Genomic DNA, 19,326 nt, shown 5'->3' on the forward strand with positions numbered 1-19,326 from the left:
AATCATTGCCCTTTCAGCGTCTCGACGACATTCGCCGACGACGATTGCAAAAAACGAATGTTGAGGAAGTTGAGGCGATAGCGCGTTTTTCTCCAACGCCGCGCCGGGGTGCTTTCGCGGGCGGCAGGCGGGAAAGGCAGATGATCAGCCATGTTCCGAGAGAACCACGACTTTTCCAACTTTTGAAGAGGGCTAGCATGGTCGCCTTCGCCCCTTCGCAACCCGGTGCGAGCCTGCGCATCATCTCCGCAGTTCGTGCCGAGCAGCGTCGAGGCACGGCCAGCGAGGGCGGCGCTTCGGGCACGTCCCTCGACTTCGCTCGAGACGAACGGAGGGGATTTGGTCCCCAAGGGATGCCTCGACGAGGTCACGCCAGCGCTGCTTCGAGCGCGGTGGCCAGCGCTTCCACGTCCTCTGCCGTCGTCGTTTCGGTGACGGCGACGACGAGGCCGTTCTGCAACGCCGCTTCACCCGGATAGAGCCGGCCGAGCGACACGCCGGCAAGGATTCCCTGATCGGCAAGGGCACGAACGATCGGGCGCGCCTCATGCCCGAGATCGAGCGTGAATTCGTTGAAGAAGGTGTCGTTCACGAGGGTAACGCCTGGCACACGGGCGAGCCGTTCTGCCGCCGCGACGGCGCCCGCGTGATTCGTCGCTGCAAGCGCGCGCAGACCCGCCTCGCCCAGCAGCGTCATGTGGATCGAGAAGGCCAGCGCGCACAGGCCGGAGTTCGTGCAGATGTTGCTCGTCGCCTTCTCACGGCGGATGTGCTGCTCGCGCGTGGAGAGCGTCAGCACGAAGCCGCGGCGGCCGTCGGCGTCCACCGTCTCGCCACACAATCGGCCGGGCATCTGGCGGACATATTTGTCCTTGCAGCCGAACAGGCCCACGTAGGGCCCGCCGAACTGAAGCCCGACGCCGATCGACTGGCCCTCGCCGACCACGATATCGGCGTCCATCTCACCCGGCGACTTGATCGCGCCGAGTGCCACCGGCTCGGTGACGACGGCGATCAGCAGCGCCTTCTTCGCGTGGCACGCGTCCGCCAGCGGCTGAAGATCGGTGATGCGGCCGAGGATGTCGGGGTACTGCACGACGACGCAACTGGTGTCGTCATCGATGCTGGCGATCAGCGCGTCGACGTCCGTCTCTGCGGTCAGTGCAGGGACCGAGGTTTCGAGCGAGTCGCCGGTGTATTTCGCCATCGTCCTGGCGACGGAGACGTAATGCGGGTGGAGACCGCCCGACAGGATCGCCTTGGCGCGCTTGGTGATGCGACGCGCCATGCCGATCGCTTCCCAGCAGGCGGTCGAGCCGTCGTACATCGATGCATTGGCCACATCGGTCCCCAGCAGGCGCGCGACCTGCGTCTGGAACTCGAACAGCATCTGCAGCGTGCCCTGCGCGATTTCCGGCTGGTAGGGCGTGTAGGCGGTCAGGAACTCGCCGCGCTGGATCAGGTGATCGACGCTGGCGGGGACGTGATGGCGGTACGCGCCGCAGCCGAGAAAGAACGGCGCCTCGCCGGCGGACAGATTCTGCCGCGCGAGCTTCGTCATGTGGCGTTCGACCGCCAGTTCGCTGGCGTGCGCGGGAAGGTTCGCGATCGGGCCGGAAAGGCGCGCGGATTCGGGCACGTCGACGAACAGGTCGTCGATCGAGCCGGCACCGATGACGGCGAGCATCTCGCGGCGGTCATGGTCGGTAAGCGGTAGGTAGCGCATTCGATACACTCCTCCCCTCCCACCAGCGGGAGGGGCTGACAGGGTGTGTCACCCTCACGCGGCACAGCGCCGGCGGAGAGACCCCACCCCAACCCCTCCCCTGAAGGAGAGGGGCTAGTTGCCAATCACAGCTTCGCGACGAAGGCCTGGTAGGCGGCTTCGTCCATCAGGCCGTCGAGCTGCGACGCGTCGGACAGGGTCAGCTTGAAGAACCAGCCCTCGCCTTCCGGATCGGTGTTCACCAGGCCCGGCTCGTCAGCGAGCGCGGCGTTGCCTTCGATCACGGAGCCCGAGACCGGCGAATAGACGTCGCTGGCGGCCTTCACGCTTTCGACCACGGCTGCCTCGTCACCCTTGACGAGCGACTTGCCGGCTTCCGGCACGTCGACGAACACGATGTCGCCAAGCTGGCCCTGCGCATAATCCGAGATGCCGACCGAGCCGACATCACCGTCGACGTCGATCCACTCATGATCCTCGGTGAAATAACGGCTCATCTTACTTCGCTCCTCGGACATAGCGGTGGGGGACGAATGGCATGGGAGTAACGGTGGCGGCGTGGACCTTGCCACGCTGCGAAAGCTGGATGCGGGTGCCCGGCGTCGCCATCGCGAGCGGAACGTACGCCATGGCGATCGGTGCCCCGACGCTGGGAGCGAAGCCGCCGGACGTGACGTTGCCGACGGTGCTGCCGTCTTCATCGAGCACGGTGGCGCCCTCGCGCACCGGCTGGCGCCCTTCCACCAGCAGGCCGACCCGCTTGGTGACGGGGCCGTTCTCGCGCTCGGCCAGGATGCGCTCGGCACCGGGGAAGCCGCCTTCCTCGCGACGGCGCTTGAACAGCGCGAAACCGAGGTCCGCCATCACCGGGGTGATCTCCGGCGAGAGGTCATGACCGTAGAGCGGGAGCCCAGCCTCGAGGCGCAGCGAATCGCGTGCGCCAAGGCCGATCGGCTTCACTTCGGGCTGTTCGAGCAGCGCATCGGCGAACGCCCCGACGCCCTCCGCCGGGATCGAGATCTCGAAGCCATCCTCGCCGGTATAACCCGAGCGGCTGATCCACAGATCATGCCCCTCCCAGGTGAAAAGCGCGGCCTGCATGAACACCAAAGCATCGACGCCCGGCACCAGCCGCACCAGCGCATCCACTGCCTTGGGGCCCTGCAGCGCCAAGAGCGCATGGTCCTCCATCAGGTTCAGCGTGATGTCGTCCGGCAGATGATCGAGCATGTGCGCGATGTCGTCGTACTTGGTCGCGCCGTTGACGACCATGTAGATGCGCTCGCCATCCTCGTCGGCCGGCAGGCGCGTCAGCATCAGATCGTCGAGGATGCCGCCGCCCTCGTCGAGCAGCAACGAATAGCGTGCGCGATTGAGCGCGAGGCCGGCGATGTCGGCGGGCATCATCGCCTCGAGCGCGGGCACCAGCCCCTCGCCGCGGAAGGTGATCTGCCCCATGTGGCTGACATCGAACAGGCCGGCGCTTTCGCGCGTCCACAGATGCTCGGCCATGATGCCTTCGTACTGCACGGGCATCCAATAGCCAGCGAACTCGACCATCCGGCCGCCGCGCGCACGATGCCAGCCGTCGAGCGGCAGCGTCATGGTTTCGATGATTACGTCTTCGTCGTCGTGATCGCTCATCGCGGATCGTCCGTCTTCAAGGGCGATCGTCCGCCATTGCTGGCGAAACGAACCGAACCCCCTCTGTCACGGAACCTGAGAGCTTTCGCACGAGGACGCGCCCGTGCTTACACCTTCGGTGGGCCACGCCGCTGGCGGGGCCGCTTTCCAGAGCGTCGATGGGTGTGCGCGGTCCCTGCTGCCTGAGAGATTCCGGGGTGGTTGCTCCTTCGGCGGCGGATCGTGCCTGAAAGGCCATCCGCGCTCTCCCGCGCGCCCACGCCGGTTGCCCGGCATCGACAATTGCGCCTGTGGCGGGGCGCGGGGGGCGAGTCAATCGCCCATGATCGCGGCCCGTCTCAGCGCTGTGCGTTGTAGCGCAGTTGCTCTTCGGTGAGCTGGAAACCGACCAGCGCCTCGAAGCTGGCGGAGAGCACCGCCTGGCGCACGTCCGGCGCCGACAGCGGATCGATCGCGGCATCCTCGTCACCCGCCTTGCGCTTGCGCGTCAGGCGTTCGCGGACGGAGTCCGGCAGCGTCGCGGCGGCGCGGCTGACGCTGGCACTGGCCTGCGCGCTGGTGCTGGCGATCGCCTGGCCGGCATCGAAGTGCACCGTGACCTGACCGACGCGCTTCGCCACCACCTGCGTGCCGCCGCGAACGATGGTGATGAAATAGGGCAGCGTCACATCACGCGCGGCATCGGCACGGGCGCGGCGGGCGCGCACGTCGAAGGTGACGGTGCTGGTGACGTCCGCGCCGACGTCATTGCAGGTGCCGCGCACGTTGGTGATCAGCGCGGAAACGTCGATCGCGCTGGCGTCGCGGCTCGCCGGGGGATCGAACAGCGTGATGTCGCCCGTGCCGGCCGGCACGCCCACCACCGGGCAGACCGAGCGGACCGAACTGATGCCGACACCGCCATCGACGAGAATGTCCCCGCTCTTGGCGCAACCGCCGGCAAGCAGGAGCAGGGCGATGGGAGCGGCGGTGATGCGGAAGGACACGTGGCGGACACCTTATACGATACGGCCGCGCTCATAACCGCCTTCCGTGCGGGCAGGCAATCGCGTAAGCGCGGGAGCATGACCGACAAGCCTGTGCTCGAACTGCTGATCGCCGCGCCGCGCGGCTTCTGCGCCGGGGTGGACCGCGCGATCCGCATCGTCGAACTCGCGATCGAGAAGCACGGCGCGCCCGTCTATGTCCGGCACGAGATCGTCCACAACAAGTTCGTTGTCGACACGCTGAAGGCGAAGGGCGCGGTGTTCGTCGAGGAGCTGGACGAGGTGCCCGATGGCGCGCCGGTCGTCTTCTCGGCGCATGGCGTGCCCAAGTCCGTCCCGGCCAATGCCGAGGCGCGCGGGCTGGAGTATCTCGACGCCACCTGCCCGCTGGTGTCGAAGGTGCATCGCCAGGCGGAACGGCTGGTCGCCGCGGGGCGCCACATCCTGTTCATCGGCCACGCCGGCCACCCGGAGGTGATCGGGACGTTCGGCCAGGTGCCCCAGGGTGCGATGACGCTAGTGGAGGATCTGGCGGATGCCGAGAGCATCCAGCCGGCGGATCCCGACAATCTCGCGTTCCTCACGCAGACCACGCTTTCGGTGGACGACACGTCGGAGATGGTGCGCACGCTGCAGCGCCGCTTCCCCAGCATCCAGGCGCCGCGCGGCGAAGACATCTGTTATGCGACGTCGAACCGCCAGGCGGCGGTGAAGGCGATCGCGAGCGCGTGTGACGCCGTGCTGGTGATCGGGGCGCCCAATTCGTCGAACTCCCTTCGTTTGGTCGAGGTGGCCGAACGCGAGGGCGTGCGCGCGGCGCTGATCCAGCGGGCGAGCGATCTCGACTGGGCGTTCCTCGACGGCGTCGGCACGCTGGGGCTGACGGCGGGCGCGTCCGCGCCGGAGCTGCTGGTGCGCGAGCTCGTCGAGCGGCTGTCGACCCGCTACGAGGTGAGCGAGCGCGAGGAGGAGACGACGCGCGAGACGATCGCCTTCAAGCTGCCGCGCGCGCTGGAAGAGGCGGCCTGAGCCGCCGTCGGGGCACAAGACAATATCGGTAAAGGGAGACGCCGGCCTCGCGCGGGCGTGACGGGTGAATGGCGGTCTACACGCATGTCTCGGCGGAAGCGCTCGCCGATTTCCTCCGGCGCTACGACGTGGGCGAGCTCGTCTCCGCCAAGGGCATCGCGGAGGGCGTGGAGAACTCCAACTACCTCGTCGACACGACTCGCGGTCGCTTCATTTTGACCTTGTATGAAAAGCGCGTGGCGGCGGATGACCTGCCGTTCTTCATGGCGCTGCTCGATCATCTCGACGCAAAGGGCCTGCCGGTGCCACCCGCGATCAAGGATCGCGAGGGACAAGAGATCCAGGAGTTGGAGGGTCGCCCGGCCTGCCTGATCAAGTTCCTGTCAGGCGTTTCGCTGTCGCACCCCACCCCGGCACAGGCGCTGTCTGCCGGCGACGCGATGGGCGCGATGCACCGCGCCGTCGCCGATTTCCCGGAGACGCGCGAGAATTCTATGGGCGTCTCGACGTGGCAGCCGCTGTTCGAGCGCTGCGGCCGCAGCCTGGATGAAATCGCGCCCGGCCTCTATGACCGGCTCGGCCGCGCGCTGGACGATGTGCTGGCGCAATGGCGCCCCAAAGCGTTCGATCAGGGCGCGATCCATGCCGATCTCTTCCCCGACAACGTCCTGATGCTGGGCGACCGGGTGACGGGGCTGATCGATTTCTACTTCGCCTGCACCGATATTCGCGTCTACGACCTGGCGGTGATGCACAGCGCCTGGTCGTTCGATTTGCACGGCCGCGCCTTCGATGCCGCGATCGGCGACGCGCTGATCCAAGGTTATGAGCGCCACTATACGCTCTCGGACTTCGAGCGGGCGCAGTTCGCCACGCTGGCGAGCGGGGCGTGCATCCGCTTTGCGCTGTCGCGCGCTTGGGACTGGCTCAACACGCCGGCCGACGCGCTGGTGATGCGCAAAGACCCCCTCGCTTATGTCCGCCGGCTCGACCATTACCGCGCCGCATGAGCGAATTACCCAAGGTCGAAGCCTTCACTGACGGCGCGTGCAAAGGAAATCCCGGTCCCGGTGGCTGGGGCGTAGTGCTGCGCATGGGCGAGCACGAAAAGGAACTGTCTGGCGGCGAGCCCGTCACCACCAACAACCGAATGGAACTGACCGCCGCGATCGAGGCGCTGAAGGCGTTCACCCGCCCCTGCAACGTCACGCTCTACACCGACAGCCGGTATGTCATGGACGGGCTGACGAAATGGATCCACGGCTGGCGCCGCAACGGCTGGAAGACGGCCGACAAGAAGCCGGTAAAGAACGTGGAGCTGTGGCAAGCGCTGGTCGAGGCGGCCGATCGCCATCAGGTGCAATGGCAATGGGTGAAGGGCCACGCCGGCCACCCCGAGAACGAGCGCGCCGACAAGCTGGCGAGCGACGCAGCGATGGCCGCAGGAAAGCGCGCCTGACAGGACCAGCGCGGCGTTCGGGCCGCGCCGACCCGTTCACAGCGTCAGAATCGTCCGGGCGAATAGCGGGCGATATCGAATCCGAGCTCCGGCTCCTCGCCCATCAGCAGGGCCGCGCCGATCATTGCCGCGGCCGGCGCGGTCTGGATGCCGAAGCCGCCCTGCCCCGCGAACCAGAAGAAGCCTGAGGTGCGTGGATCGAAGCCGTAAACCGGCAGGCGATCAGGCGCGAAACTGCGCAGGCCGGCCCATTTGCGCTCCACCTGCGTGACGCGCCAGTCGACGAGATGCTCCAGCCGATCGATGGCGATGGCGACGTCGAGTTCCTCGGGCTGTGCGTCGCAGGGATCGCATGGCGTTTCGTCATGCGGGCTGAGCCACAGGCGGCCGCCGGCCTCCGGCTTGAAGTAGAAGTCACCGCCGAGATGCGCGACGTGCGGGATCGCCGGCGTCGACGGCGGATCGGTCTGCAGCTGAACGAGCGTCCGGCGATACGGCTGGATGCCGAGCGGTGCCGCGCCCGCGATGGCCGCCACGGCATCGGCCCAGGCACCGGCGGCATCGACCAGGATCTCGGCCTCGAACTCACCCGCACGGGTTTCGATGCGCCACTGCGCGCCGTGCCGGGTCGCCGCCTTGAGCGACGCGCCGAGCACCAGCGTGGCGCCCGCCCGCCGCGCACGGGCCAGCGCATCGGCGTGAAGCGCGGCCACGTCGATATAGGCGCAGCTGCGCTCCATCACGCCGATCGTCCAGCCCGGCCGCAGCCCGGACAGATAGTCGCGCGGGTCCACCCGCTCCAGATCGACGCCCGTTCCGGCGAATTCGGCGAGGAACGCTTCGGCGCGGCCCTCGTCCTTCGCCTCCCCGACATGGAGCGAACCAAGCGGCTCCAGGAAGCCGCCATGGCGCAACGGGGCACCGGAAAGCGACGTGAGCGGCTGGATGCCCGGGCCACCATAGGTTTCGGACCAGAAGGCGGCGGACCGCCCGGTCGCGTGATAGCCCGCGACATCCTCCGCCTCGAGCAGCAGGACACGGGCCCGGTCACCGAGTTCGGCGGCGAGCGTGGCGCCGGCAATCCCGGCGCCGACGATGGCGATATCGTAGGTCATGGTGCCTCGGCTGTAAGGAACGCATCGATTGCGGCAAGCGCCCGACCACGCACCGGATCAGCCTCACGCAGGATTTCGTGTGCCGACTCGCGGCCGAAGCGGACGAGTTGCGCATTGGGCAGCAGCCCCGCGACCCCGATCGCCGCCCGCGAATCGACCAGCCCATCCGCCTCCGCGACCAGCATCAGGATCGGGATAGCGAGCGTCGCGAGCCGAGGATCGGCGCGCTGCAGCCGGGTCGAAGCAAAGGCTTCCGCCAGCCAGGACCAGCTCGGCGGTCCGAGCTTGATCTCCGGCACCTGCTCGTACCAATATTGCTCGTCCTCGTAGCGACTGCGATCGCTGGTCAGCAGCTTCTGCCGATCGAGCCGCGCGCCGGGGCGCTCATGGCCTTTCCACGCCGGCCGTGCGGGATCGCCCAGTCCGCGCATCAAGCGCGCCAGCCGTTCGGCCATTCCCGCGCCGATCGGTGTCTTCAGCCCGAGCATCGGGGCGATCAGCACCGCGGCGGCCGGATCGATCGCCTGTTCCAGCATCGCGCGCAGCACGAGGTGCCCGCCCATCGAATGGCCCATCACCACGCGTGGGCCGTGCGCGTCCAGCGTTCGCCAGACGGCCGCGAGATCCGCGATCCACGGCGCAAAATCCGTGGCATGGCCGACATGCGGATCGGCGCTCAGTCGCCCCGAGCCGCCCTGCCCGCGCCAATCGAACGCAGTGATTGACCAGCCCGCTGCATGCCAATGCTCGAACGCCTCGAGATACTTCTCGATCACGTCACCGCGGCCGCCCTGGAACAGGATCGTGCCGCGGCCGGTGCCCGCCCAGTCGAAGCGGCGCAGCGGCCAGCCGTCCGCCGCCGCCCAGCGCGTGATCGCGGCTTCTGCCGGCAGCGCACGGCGGATCGGGCGTCCTGTCATCATGTCCATGCGCTGGTTACGGTTTGGCAAGCCATTCCGTCTACTGCCGTTCCTTCATGGGGTGGGACGTTCTTTCCTGGATGTTGCCGGCACTGCTGGTCCTGCTGCTCGTTTCGGCGGGCATCGAGGATGCGCGTACCCGCGAGATCGCCAATTGGAAAAACGCTGCGATCGCGCTGATGGCTCCGCTGTGGTGGGTTTCGATCGGGCTGGCGCCCTGGCCCGACATGGCGATCCAGATCGGCATAGCGACGGTGGTGCTGGCGCTGTTTTGCGTCGCCTTCCACTTCGGCCAGATGGGCGGCGGCGATGTGAAGCTGATCGCGGCGCTGGCGCTGTGGCTGCCGATCGCGCCGCTGATGCAGATGCTGCTGCTGATGTCAGTTCTCGGCGGGGCACTCACGCTGGTGATGCTAATAGAGCACAAGTTACGCAAAAATCCGCGAGCTCTAGAGATCCCATATGGCGTCGCAATCGCAATAGCCGCGCTGCTCGGCCTCCGCGAACCGCTTCTTAACCAATTCACGTAATCATATGCCGGCAACGAAAGAACAGCCCGCGCTGATGCGAAAGGCATGACAGGTCATGGATAGTCGGAAGGTCATCTTGCTGGTGGGTGCGCTGATCGTCGCCGCGATCACTGCATTCATGGCACGCACGCTGATCATGGGCAGCAGTGCCCCGATGGCGACCGCCATGCCGAACGAGGCGCAGCCGATCAACGGCCCGAAGGTGCTGGTCGCGACGCGCGCCCTGCCGGTCGGCACGATCATCGATCCCGGCTCCGTCAAGTTCCAGCCCTGGCCGCAGGAGCTCGTCGAGGGCGCCTATTTCCAGGAGCTGCCGGAATTCGACATGAAGACCGTGCTTGGCACGGTGGTGCGCAATCCGATCACCGCCGGCCAGCCGATCACCCAGGGCGCGCTGGTGAAGCCCGGCGATCGCGGCTTCCTGGCCGCGGCGCTAGGCCCAGGCATGCGCGCCGTGACGGTGCCGGTGTCGACCCAGTCGTCCGTCGCGGGCTTCGTCTTCCCGGGTGACCGCGTCGACCTGCTTCTGACCCAGGCGGTCGAGGGCGGCGGTGATGGCCCGCCGCTGAAGGCGGCGGAGACGATCATGCGCAACCTGCGCGTGCTGGCGACCGACCAGCGCACCAGCCAGGAGAAGGACGAGAACGGCAATACCGTCGTGCGCACCTTCTCGAACGTGACGATCGAGGCGACGCCCAAGATCGCCGAGCAGATTGCGGTAGCGCAGACACTCGGCTCGCTCTCGCTGTCGCTGCGCTCGATCGCGGACAATACCGCGGAACTGGAACAGGCGATCGCATCGGGTGACGTGAGGGTGCCGGAGGGCACCGATCCGAAGGCCGAGAAGGCGATGCTGCTTCAGCTCGCCACCGCCCCGCAGGCGGGCAACAGCACCTATGCCGTCGGCGCCGACGTGTCCCGCTTCCAGCGCCGCACGGTGCCGGGGAAGACCGAGCAGCCGGCGATGAACGGCCCGGTGATGGCGGGCGGCGCGCCCGGCGCGCCCTATCCCGGCGCGGCGGTGCGGGTGTCCGGCCCGGTGGTGCGGATCGCACGCGGAAATTCTGTGACCGAGGTTCCGGTCGGGGGGAAGAACTGAAGATGCGTATTCGCTCGACATCGATCGCCCGCTCGCTCGCGGTTGCGCTTGCCGCCGCCGCGGCGCTTGGCGCGCCGGCCGCGGCGCCCGCCCAGAGCGTCTCGGCCCGTCCGGAAACGCTGTCCGTCGCAACGGACCGCGGCCGCCTGATCACCCTGCCGCGCCCGATGAGCGACCTGTTCGTCGCCAACCCGGAGATCGCCGACGTGCAGGTGCGCTCGCCCACCCAGCTGTATGTCTTCGGCAAGAAGGCGGGCGAGACGACCGTGTCAGCCACGGCCAAGGGCGGCGCAGTGGTCTATGCCGCCACGGTTCGCGTGGGCAACAACTTCGACACGCTCGGCCAGATGCTGGCCATGGCGATGCCGGACGCAAACGTCACGACGACGACGATGAACGGCCTCGTGTTGCTGACCGGCACGGTCGCGAGCCCCGATGACGGCGCCGAGGCCGAACGGCTGGTGCAGGCATTCGTCGGCGAGGGCACGAAGGTGATCAGCCGGCTGCGCACCGCGACGCCGCTGCAGGTGAACCTGCAGGTGCGCTTCGCCGAGGTGAGCCGCAGCTTCGTGAAGAATATCGGCAGCAACTTCGCCACCGTCGACCAAACCGGAGGCTTCAAGTTCGGCCTGTCACGCGGCCGGTCCACCGGCCCTCAGTTTACGCCGGGCGGGCCGCTGGGCGTTGGCTTCACCGTGCCGCCAGTCGGCGGCTCGCTGGTGACTCAGGGTTCCAATGCCTCGACGGTCGGCCTTGCCGGCAAGCTGCTCGGCCTCGACGTACTCGGCGCGCTCGACCTGGGTGAACGCATCGGCCAGGTGACGAGCCTTGCCAACCCGAACCTCACCGCGCTGTCGGGCGAGACGGGCACGTTCCTTGCTGGCGGTGAGATCCCGATCCCGATCGCTCAGGGACTTGGCGGCGTCGGCGTCGAGTACAAGCAATATGGCGTGAGCCTGGCCTACACGCCGACGGTTCTGGCAGACGGGCGGATTTCGCTTCGCGTACGCCCGGAAGTGTCGCAGCTCGATTATTCGAACGCGGTGACGGTTGGTGGCGCGCAGGTGCCGGGGCTCACGACGCGGCGGACCGAGACCACGGTGGAGCTTGGTTCAGGCCAGAGCTTCATGATCGCCGGGCTGCTGCAGAACAACCACAACAACTCGATCGAGAAGACGCCGGGCATCGGTGACGTGCCTATCCTGGGTGCACTGTTCCGTTCGAACGGCTTCCAGCGCAACGAAACCGAGCTGGTGATCGTCATCACGCCGTATCTGGTGAAGCCGGTCAACGCGAACGACATCGTGCTGCCGACGGACGGCTACAAATCGCCGACCGACGTGGAGCGCGTGCTGCTGGGGCAGCTGAGCTCGGGCAAGTCGGGCGAGACCCGGCCGAAGCCGAGCATGGAAGCGCTGCCGCCGGCAGCACCGGCGGTCGGCGCGGTGGCGCCTGTCGCCCCGGTCCCGCTGCCCGGCACCGCGGCGCCCGCCGTTGCCGACGCCAAGGCGCCGCGCGATGCAGGCCGCAAGAGCGGCAAGAAGGGCGGCGGCTCTGCCCCTGCCCCCGGCTTCTCGATCAACTGATGATGACGGACGGGAACATCATGATGCTCAAGCGCTCGCTCCTCCTCGCCATCGCACCGGCCGTGCTGGCCGCCGGGTGCACGGGCACGCAGAACCGCGGGCTCGAATCGGTCCATCAGCCGGTCGTCTCGCGCGCCGATTATGCCTTTGACGTGGGCGCCGGGCCGAACGGCCTCGCGCCGGGCGAAGCACGCCGGCTGAGCGGCTGGATGTCGTCACTGCGCGTCGGCTACGGGGACCGGATCGCGGTCGACGATCCGTCGCGCGACCCGGCGACCCGGGCCGATGTTGCGGCCGCTGCTGCCCGTCATGGCCTGCTGGTGGCGGATGAGGCGCCGGTCACGGCGGCGCCGATCGCGCCCGGCACCGTCCGCGTCGTCGTCAGCCGCGCGCGTGCCTATGTGCCGGGCTGCCCCGACTATAGCCGCATGGCGCAGCCCGATTACGAAGCGCACACCTCGTCCAACCAGGGATGCGCGGTGAACAGCAACTTGGCCGCGATGGTCGCAAGGCCGACGGACCTTGTCCGCGGCGAAGGCAACGACGCCTACGATCCGGCGGTCGGCACGCGCGCGATCGACACCTTCCGCAAGGCGACGCCAACGGGCGGCGGCGGGACGACCGTGCGGTCGGAAGGCACCGGGGGAGGCCGCTAAGATGAATGCACCCTGGAAACCGGCTGGCGCCAGCAATCGCGAGCCTTTCGTCGCCTATGTCTGCGACGAAGCCACGGCGCAGGCGCTTCGCCCCGTCGCCAGCGAAATGGGCTGGTCGGCGGAGAAGGTGAACAAGGGCGGCCTGCGCAACGCGGTCCAGTCGCTCAGCGTCTCCGCCAGCCCGCAGATCCTGTTCGTTGACCTCGCCGAATCGGGCGATCCGCTGAACGACATCAACTCGCTTGCCGAGGTATGCGAGCCGGGGACGATCGTCATCGCCGCCGGCCAGGTCAACGACGTCCGCCTCTACCGTGACCTGATCGCGAGCGGCATCCAGGACTATCTGCTGAAGCCGCTCAGCCCCGAGGCGCTGCGCGACACCTTTGCGCATGCCCAGGCGATCCTGAACGCACCCAAGCATGTCGAGCCGACGACCGAACATCCGCATTGCGCGGTCGCGGTGATCGGCACCCGCGGCGGCGCCGGCGCATCGACCATCGCGACGTCGCTCGCATGGCTGGTCAGCGACAAGGAACGCCGCTCCACCGCCCTGCTCGATCTCGACGTTCATTTCGGCACGGGCGCGCTCGCGCTCGACCTCGAGCCCGGCCGTGGCCTGACCGACGCGATCGAGAACCCCAGCCGGATCGACGGTCTGTTCATCGAGCGCGCCATGGTGCGCGCTTCGGAGAATCTGGCCGTCCTGTCGGCCGAGGCGCCGATCACCTCGCCGATGGTGACGGATGGCAGCGCCTTTCATCAGCTGCAGGGCGAGATGCGCGCAGCATTCGAGGCAACGATCATCGATCTGCCGCGCTCGATGCTCGTCAACCACCCGCACCTCATCAATGACGTGCAAGCGGCGGTGATCGTCACCGAATTGACGCTGGCGGCAGCGCGCGACACGATCCGGATCCTCGCCTGGCTGCGCTCGAACGCGCCTGAAACGCAAGTGCTTCTGGTCGCCAACAAGGTGCAGCCCGGCACCCAGCTGGAGATCACGCGCAAGGACTTCGAGACGTCGATCGAACGCAAGATCGATTACGTCATCCCGTTCGACCAGAAGCTCGCGGCCCAGGCCGCGAAGCTAGGCAAGCCGTTCGCCGAAGCCGGCAAGACCTCCAAGACCGTCGCGCCGCTCGCCGATCTCGTCACCAAGCTCTGCGTGATCAGCGCGGAAGGCGAGACGGCGAAGGGCGCCGGCAAGGGACGCAAGGGCGGCAAGGGCACATCGCTGATCGGCAAGTTTGCCGATTTGAAGGGTTTGATGCCCAAGAAGCCCGCGAAGAACTGACCAGCCTCCGGCGCGCGCACCATGTGCGTGCCGGCCGCAACGGAGCACGGAACGCAAGATGCCGTTGATACCCATCATCACCGTGGCGGTCGGCGGGCTCATCGTGCTCGGGATGATTTACCTCGCCTTCGCTGGACCATCGGCCGAGCGCGCCGGCAATCGCCGCCTCGCCGAACTGCGTGAGCGGCATGCCGCCTCGCCCGGCGCGGTGATGGAGGCGCAGATGCGCCGCATCACCGGCCGTAGCGCGACCAAGGCGGACAAGGCGGCGATGCGTTTCCTGCCGCGCCCGGAGGAGCTTCAGAAGCGCCTCAACATGACGGGCAAGTCATGGACGGTGGGTCGCTATGGTGCGGCGACACTCGGCATCACGATCGGCGTCGCGCTGCTGCTGCTCGTCGTCGGCTTGCCATTCCTGATCGCGCTGTTCCTTGGCCTAGCGCTTGGTGCGGGCATCCCGCACTTCGTGGTCAGCTATTTCATCGGCAAGCGGATCAAGGAGTTCAACGCCAAGTTCCCGGATGCGATCGAACTGCTGGTGCGCGGCCTGCGTTCCGGCCTGCCGATCACCGAGACAATGGCGGTTGTCGGCAACGAAGTGCCCGGCCCCGTCGGCGAGGAATTCCGCTCGGTCGCGGACAAGATGAAGATCGGCCGGTCGATGGATGTGGCGCTGCAGGATACGGCGGACCGCCTCGGCACCCCGGAATTCCAGTTCTTCGTCATCACCATCGCGATCCAGCGCGAAACCGGCGGCAACCTCGCCGAAACGCTGCAGAACCTCGCCACCGTGCTGCGTCAGCGCGGCCAGATGAAGCTCAAGATCCGCGCGATGGCGTCGGAATCCAAGGCATCGGCCTATATCATCGGCTCGCTGCCTTTCATCGTCTTCGTGATGATCTGGTTCATCAACGGCGGCTATATGCAGACCTTCTTCACCGATCAGCGGCTGATGGTGGCTGGTGGCGGCGGGCTCATCTGGATGGGCATCGGCGCGTACATCATGGCCCAGATGATCAACTTCGAGATCTGACGCGATGGAACCGACCCAGGGACCGACGCTGCTTGGCGTCGACGTATTGTGGGTAGCGACGCTGCTCTCCGCCGTCGCCGCGTTCGCGGTGATGGTCGCCATCTATGCCGCGCTCAGCGTACGCGATCCCATGGCAAAGCGCGTGAAGGCGCTTAACGACCGCCGCGAGCAGCTGAAGGCGGGCATCACCGCCTCCACGAGCAAGCGCCGCGCGAAGCTGGTCCAGAAGAGCGCGAGCGCCGATCGCATCCGCGATTTCCTGGAATCGCTGAAGGTCCTGCAGGACAGCCAGCTGAAGGAAGCGCAGACCAAGCTGCTTCAGGCCGGCATCCGCAAGAAGGACTGGGCCGTCGGCGTGATCTTCGGCCGACTGGTGCTGCCCATCGTGCTCGGCGGCTTCATGGTGTTCCTGGTCTATGGCACCGACACCTTCGCCGACTGGACGCCGCTGAAGCGCTACGGCCTTGTCGCCGTCACCTTCCTGCTGAGCTACAAGGCACCGGATCTCTACCTCAAGAACAAGATCACCAAGCGTTCGGCGGCGATCCGCAAGGGCCTGCCCGATGCGCTCGACCTGCTGGTGATCTGCGCCGAGGCGGGGCTAACCGTGGACGCAGCCTTCCATCGCGTGGCGAAGGAACTGGGCAAGGCCTATCCCGAGCTTGGCGACGAATTCGCGCTGACCGCGATCGAGCTCGGTTTTCTTACCGACCGTCGCCATGCCTTTGAAAACTTCGCCAACCGCGTCGCGCTGGATGAAGTGCGGGGCATCGTCACCACGATGATCCAGACGGAGAAATACGGCACCCCGCTGGCCAGCGCGCTGCGCGTCCTGTCGGCCGAATTCCGCAACGAGCGCATGATGCGTGCGGAGGAAAAGGCCGCGCGGCTGCCCGCGATCATGACGGTGCCGCTGATCCTGTTCATCCTCCCCGTGCTGTTCGTCGTCATCCTGGGGCCCGCCGCCTGCTCGATCAGCGACGCCTTCATCGGCGGCAGCGCCTGAGCCTTCGGGAACGCGCAAACAGGAGCATCGTTGTCCTTCCGTAACAGGGAGGATCGCGATGCTCTTCACCACGCCCACACAATGGCTGGCACTCGCCGTGGCGCTGATCGCCGGATGGCTGTTCGGTCTGGCAAGTCACCCCGGCGGCCGCAAGTGGAAGCAGCGCTACGCCGACGAGCGTGACGTCCACGCCCGTACGCGCAAGGATCTCGAAGGCCGCGTCGTCGAGCAGGAAGCTCGGATCAAGGAACTGGAGCGCGAGAATGCGCGACTAGCGTCGGCGACGCCGGTCGCAGCCCCCACTGCTGCCCCGGTCGCCACCACCGCCGCAGATACGCGCGTCGTGCAGACCGAAACGGTGCGCGAACCCGTCGCTCCGCGAACGACGGTAGCGCAATCGGCCGCGCAGCCCGCGGGCATGACGCGCGCGCGCTGGTTCAACTGGACCAACCGGGTCGGGACGAACGGCTGACCGTTCGCCCCGCCGATCGGCTTAGCCCTTCGCCTTGAGCGCTGCCTGCGCCGCAGCGAGCCGGGCGATGGGCACGCGGTAGGGCGAGGCGGAGACGTAATCGAGGCCGACGCTTTCGCAGAAGGCGATCGACGCGGGATCGCCGCCATGTTCGCCGCAGATGCCGAGCTTCAGCCCGGGCTTCGTCGCCCGGCCACGCTCGGCCGCTAGCTTCACCAGTTCGCCCACGCCCTCGACGTCGATGCTGACGAACGGATCCTTGGCGTAGATCCCCTGCTCGACATAGGAGCCGAGGAAGCGGCCCGCGTCGTCACGGCTGACGCCGAGCGTCGTCTGCGTCAGGTCGTTGGTGCCGAACGAGAAGAATTCGCCAGCCTCGGCGATCTCGCCAGCCCGAAGCGCGGCGCGCGGCAGCTCGATCATCGTGCCGACGAGATAATCGACCGTCTTGCCGCGCTCCTCGAACACCGCCTTAGCGGTGCGGTCGACCACGGCCTTCATCAGCTCCAGCTCGCGCTTCGTGGCGACGAGCGGGATCATGACTTCCGGGATCGGCGCCTCACCCGATTTGTCCGCGACATCCAGCGCCGCCTCGAAGATCGCGCGGGCCTGCATCTCGTAGATCTCGGGGTAGGTGACGCCGAGGCGGCAGCCGCGGTGGCCGAGCATCGGGTTGAACTCGTGCAGCTCCGCCGCGCGGCGCTTCAGCGTCTCGACGTCAACGCCAGCCGCGGTCGCGACCTCGCTGAACTCCGCCTCCTCATGGGGCAGGAATTCGTGCAGCGGCGGATCGAGCAGCCGGACGGTGACCGGCAGGCCAGCCATCACCTCGAAGATCTCGGCGAAGTCGCTGCGCTGTTCCGGCAACAGCTTTTCGAGCGCGGCGCGCCGGCCGGCTTCGTCCTCCGCCAGGATCATCTGGCGAACGGCGGTGATGCGCGCGGCATCGAAGAACATGTGCTCCGTGCGGCACAGGCCGATACCCTCAGCGCCGAAATCGCGCGCCGTGCGGCAGTCGAGCGGCGTCTCGGCGTTTGCGCGCACCTTCAGGCGGCGAACCTCGTCGGCCCATTCCATCAGCGTGCCGAAGTCACCGGCCAGCTCCGGCTGGATGGTGGCGACTTCGCCCGCCATCACTTCGCCCGTCGCGCCGTCGATGGTGAGAAGATCACCCTCCCTCACCTCGCGGCCACCGACGCGCGCGATCTTCGCCTTGGCGTCGATCGACAGCGATCCGGCACCGGACACGCAAGGGCGACCCATGCCGCGTGCCACGACGGCGGCGTGGCTGGTCATGCCGCCCCGCGCGGTGAGGATGCCCTTCGCCGCGTGCATGCCATGGATGTCCTCCGGGCTGGTCTCGGTGCGCACCAGGATCACCGACTTGCCCTCGGCCGCCCAGGTCTCCGCGGTATCGGCGTCGAACACCGCCGCGCCGCTCGCCGCGCCGGGCGATGCGGGCAAGCCCTTGGTCAGCACGTCGCGCTTGGCAGCGGGATCGAGTGTCGGATGAAGAAGCTGATCGAGCGCCTGCGGATCGACCCGCGCAATCGCTTCCTCGCGGCTGATCAGCCCCTCGCCCGCCATGTCCACCGCGATCTTCAGCGCCGCCTTCGCGGTGCGCTTGCCCGAGCGCGTCTGGAGCATCCAGAGCTTGCCCTGCTGCACCGTGAACTCGATGTCCTGCATGTCGCGGTAATGCCGCTCCAGCCGGTCGAACACCGCGGCGAGCTCCGCATAGGCGGCAGGCATCGCCTCTTCCATGCTGAGCGGCTTGGCGCCCGCATCCTCACGCGCGGTCTTGGTCAGATATTGCGGCGTGCGGATGCCGGCGACGACGTCCTCGCCCTGCGCGTTGATCAGGAATTCGCCGTAATAGGCATTGTGGCCGGTCGACGGATCACGCGTGAAAGCGACGCCGGTGGCGGACGTTTCGCCCATGTTGCCGAACACCATCGCCTGCACGTTGACGGCGGTGCCCCAGCTGGCCGGAATGTCGTTCAGCCGGCGATAGACCTTGGCGCGATCGGACTGCCACGATCCGAACACCGCGCCGATCGCGCCCCACAGCTGATCATGCACGTCCTGCGGGAAGGGCTTGCCCCATTGCTCCTGGACCAACCCCTTGAACTCGGCGACCAGTGCCTTCAGGTCATCGGCCGACAGCTCGGTATCGAGCGAGAAGCCGCGGTCCTCCTTGGCGATCTCCAGCGCTTCCTCGAACGCGCCGTGGTCGAGGCCGAGCACCACGTCCGAATACATCTGGATGAAGCGGCGATAGCTGTCCCACGCGAACCGCTCGTCGTTCGAGGTGGCCGCGAGCCCCTCGACCGTCTCGTCGTTCAGGCCGAGGTTGAGGACGGTGTCCATCATGCCCGGCATCGAGACGCGCGCGCCCGAGCGCACCGAGACGAGCAAAGGATCGGCCGCATTGCCGAACGTCTTGCCGGTGATGCCCTCGATATGGGCGATGCCATTGGCCACTTCGGCGCGCAGGCTGTCCGGGAAGGCCTCGCCTTCCTCGTAATAGCGCGTGCACATCGCCGTGCTGATCGTGAAGCCCGGCGGCACCGGCAGGCCAATCGACGCCATCTCGGCAAGGTTCGCGCCCTTGCCGCCCAGCAGGTTCTTGTCCCCGTTACCGCCATCCGACACGCCGCCGCCGAAGCGATAGACGTAGCGCTCGTCCGCCTGGGGTTTCACCGCGGTCGCCATCGTCGTCGTCTCCTGAGTACGTAACTTGCGCGCTGCAACACACCGGCAGGCCGGCT

Annotated in this window: 19 protein-coding genes and 1 riboswitch; of the genes, 11 read left to right on the forward strand and 8 right to left on the reverse strand. The window is 67.4% G+C overall.

Annotation, left to right across the window (positions count from 1 at the left end; translation table 11 throughout):
- Positions 1 to 2: 2 nt before the first annotated feature.
- The 5 genes from ACH0AE_RS07475 to ACH0AE_RS07495 all read right to left on the reverse strand — a co-directional run bounded on the left by ACH0AE_RS07475 (position 3) and on the right by ACH0AE_RS07495 (position 4,356).
- Positions 3 to 152: a hypothetical protein gene (locus tag ACH0AE_RS07475; RefSeq protein WP_294441832.1), complete on the reverse strand. Its 150-nt coding sequence runs from the start codon at positions 150 to 152 to the stop codon at positions 3 to 5.
- Between the two features lie 215 nt (positions 153 to 367).
- Positions 368 to 1,726 carry an aminomethyl-transferring glycine dehydrogenase subunit GcvPA gene (gene gcvPA, locus ACH0AE_RS07480; RefSeq protein ID WP_294441831.1) on the reverse strand — a complete coding sequence of 453 codons (1,359 nt, stop codon included), beginning with the start codon at positions 1,724 to 1,726 and terminating at the stop codon, positions 368 to 370.
- A 125-nt stretch (positions 1,727 to 1,851) separates the two neighbouring features.
- Positions 1,852 to 2,223, reverse strand: a complete 372-nt coding sequence (gene gcvH, locus ACH0AE_RS07485) for a glycine cleavage system protein GcvH (protein WP_294441830.1) — start codon at positions 2,221 to 2,223, stop codon at positions 1,852 to 1,854.
- Between the two features lies 1 nt (position 2,224).
- Positions 2,225 to 3,370: a glycine cleavage system aminomethyltransferase GcvT gene (gcvT, locus tag ACH0AE_RS07490; protein WP_294441829.1), complete on the reverse strand. Its 1,146-nt coding sequence runs from the start codon at positions 3,368 to 3,370 to the stop codon at positions 2,225 to 2,227.
- A 159-nt stretch (positions 3,371 to 3,529) separates the two neighbouring features.
- Positions 3,530 to 3,631: riboswitch (glycine riboswitch) on the reverse strand.
- Positions 3,632 to 3,708: 77 nt separating this feature from the next.
- A complete protein-coding gene (locus ACH0AE_RS07495; protein WP_294441828.1) occupies positions 3,709 to 4,356 on the reverse strand; it encodes a hypothetical protein in 648 nt (215 codons plus the stop codon).
- A gap of 78 nt (positions 4,357 to 4,434) precedes the next feature.
- On the opposite strand from ACH0AE_RS07495, the gene ispH reads away from it, so the two are divergent.
- The 3 genes from ispH (at position 4,435) to rnhA (ending at position 6,844) form a co-directional block, all read left to right on the forward strand.
- A complete protein-coding gene (ispH, locus tag ACH0AE_RS07500) occupies positions 4,435 to 5,385 on the forward strand; it encodes a 4-hydroxy-3-methylbut-2-enyl diphosphate reductase (protein WP_406875612.1) in 951 nt (316 codons plus the stop codon).
- Positions 5,386 to 5,453: 68 nt separating this feature from the next.
- Positions 5,454 to 6,395 carry a homoserine kinase gene (gene thrB / locus ACH0AE_RS07505; RefSeq protein WP_294441826.1) on the forward strand — a complete coding sequence of 314 codons (942 nt, stop codon included), beginning with the start codon at positions 5,454 to 5,456 and terminating at the stop codon, positions 6,393 to 6,395.
- The gene (rnhA, locus tag ACH0AE_RS07510; protein WP_294441825.1) at positions 6,392 to 6,844 is read left to right on the forward strand and encodes a ribonuclease HI; all 453 of its coding nucleotides are present in this window, start codon (positions 6,392 to 6,394) and stop codon (positions 6,842 to 6,844) included. Before thrB ends, rnhA begins: the two co-directional genes overlap by 4 nt.
- A 44-nt stretch (positions 6,845 to 6,888) precedes the next feature.
- Here the strand turns inward: rnhA and ACH0AE_RS07515 are convergent, their stop codons facing one another.
- Both ACH0AE_RS07515 and ACH0AE_RS07520 read right to left on the reverse strand, forming a co-directional pair.
- Positions 6,889 to 7,959 carry an FAD-binding oxidoreductase gene (locus ACH0AE_RS07515; RefSeq protein ID WP_294441823.1) on the reverse strand — a complete coding sequence of 357 codons (1,071 nt, stop codon included), beginning with the start codon at positions 7,957 to 7,959 and terminating at the stop codon, positions 6,889 to 6,891.
- On the reverse strand, positions 7,956 to 8,882 hold the full coding sequence (locus ACH0AE_RS07520) for an alpha/beta fold hydrolase (RefSeq protein ID WP_294441822.1): 927 nt from the start codon (positions 8,880 to 8,882) through the stop codon (positions 7,956 to 7,958). The genes ACH0AE_RS07515 and ACH0AE_RS07520 overlap by 4 nt, the downstream gene beginning before the upstream one ends.
- Positions 8,883 to 8,935: 53 nt before the next feature.
- Between ACH0AE_RS07520 and ACH0AE_RS07525 the strand changes: the two genes are divergently transcribed.
- Genes ACH0AE_RS07525 through ACH0AE_RS07560 form a run of 8 tightly spaced genes read left to right on the forward strand, consistent with a single transcriptional unit; the run spans position 8,936 to position 16,555 of the window.
- Entirely contained in the window at positions 8,936 to 9,409 is a 474-nt protein-coding gene (locus ACH0AE_RS07525; protein WP_294441851.1) for a prepilin peptidase, read from the forward strand.
- Between the two features lie 55 nt (positions 9,410 to 9,464).
- A complete protein-coding gene (gene cpaB, locus ACH0AE_RS07530) occupies positions 9,465 to 10,508 on the forward strand; it encodes a Flp pilus assembly protein CpaB (protein WP_294441821.1) in 1,044 nt (347 codons plus the stop codon).
- Positions 10,509 to 10,510: 2 nt separating this feature from the next.
- Positions 10,511 to 12,094, forward strand: a complete 1,584-nt coding sequence (locus ACH0AE_RS07535; protein ID WP_294441820.1) for a type II and III secretion system protein family protein — start codon at positions 10,511 to 10,513, stop codon at positions 12,092 to 12,094.
- Between the two features lie 2 nt (positions 12,095 to 12,096).
- On the forward strand, positions 12,097 to 12,750 hold the full coding sequence (locus ACH0AE_RS07540) for a CpaD family pilus assembly lipoprotein (RefSeq protein WP_406875613.1): 654 nt from the start codon (positions 12,097 to 12,099) through the stop codon (positions 12,748 to 12,750).
- Position 12,751: 1 nt separating this feature from the next.
- Positions 12,752 to 14,044 (forward strand): pilus assembly protein CpaE, encoded by a 1,293-nt coding sequence (locus ACH0AE_RS07545; protein WP_294441818.1) that lies wholly within the window; start codon positions 12,752 to 12,754, stop codon positions 14,042 to 14,044.
- 58 nt (positions 14,045 to 14,102) lie between these two features.
- Positions 14,103 to 15,077, forward strand: coding sequence for a type II secretion system F family protein (locus ACH0AE_RS07550; protein WP_294441817.1), 975 nt, complete (start codon positions 14,103 to 14,105; stop codon positions 15,075 to 15,077).
- Between the two features lie 4 nt (positions 15,078 to 15,081).
- Entirely contained in the window at positions 15,082 to 16,083 is a 1,002-nt protein-coding gene (locus tag ACH0AE_RS07555) for a type II secretion system F family protein (RefSeq protein ID WP_294441816.1), read from the forward strand.
- Between the two features lie 58 nt (positions 16,084 to 16,141).
- Positions 16,142 to 16,555 carry a hypothetical protein gene (locus tag ACH0AE_RS07560; RefSeq protein ID WP_294441815.1) on the forward strand — a complete coding sequence of 138 codons (414 nt, stop codon included), beginning with the start codon at positions 16,142 to 16,144 and terminating at the stop codon, positions 16,553 to 16,555.
- A gap of 21 nt (positions 16,556 to 16,576) precedes the next feature.
- On the opposite strand, the gene ppdK is transcribed toward ACH0AE_RS07560, so the two are convergent.
- The gene (ppdK, locus tag ACH0AE_RS07565) at positions 16,577 to 19,270 is read right to left on the reverse strand and encodes a pyruvate, phosphate dikinase (protein WP_294441814.1); all 2,694 of its coding nucleotides are present in this window, start codon (positions 19,268 to 19,270) and stop codon (positions 16,577 to 16,579) included.
- Positions 19,271 to 19,326 lie beyond the last annotated feature (56 nt).

Origin of the sequence: Sphingomonas sp. 179-A 2A2 NHS (genome assembly GCF_045371305.1) — a bacterium.
GTDB lineage: Bacteria > Pseudomonadota > Alphaproteobacteria > Sphingomonadales > Sphingomonadaceae > Sphingomonas.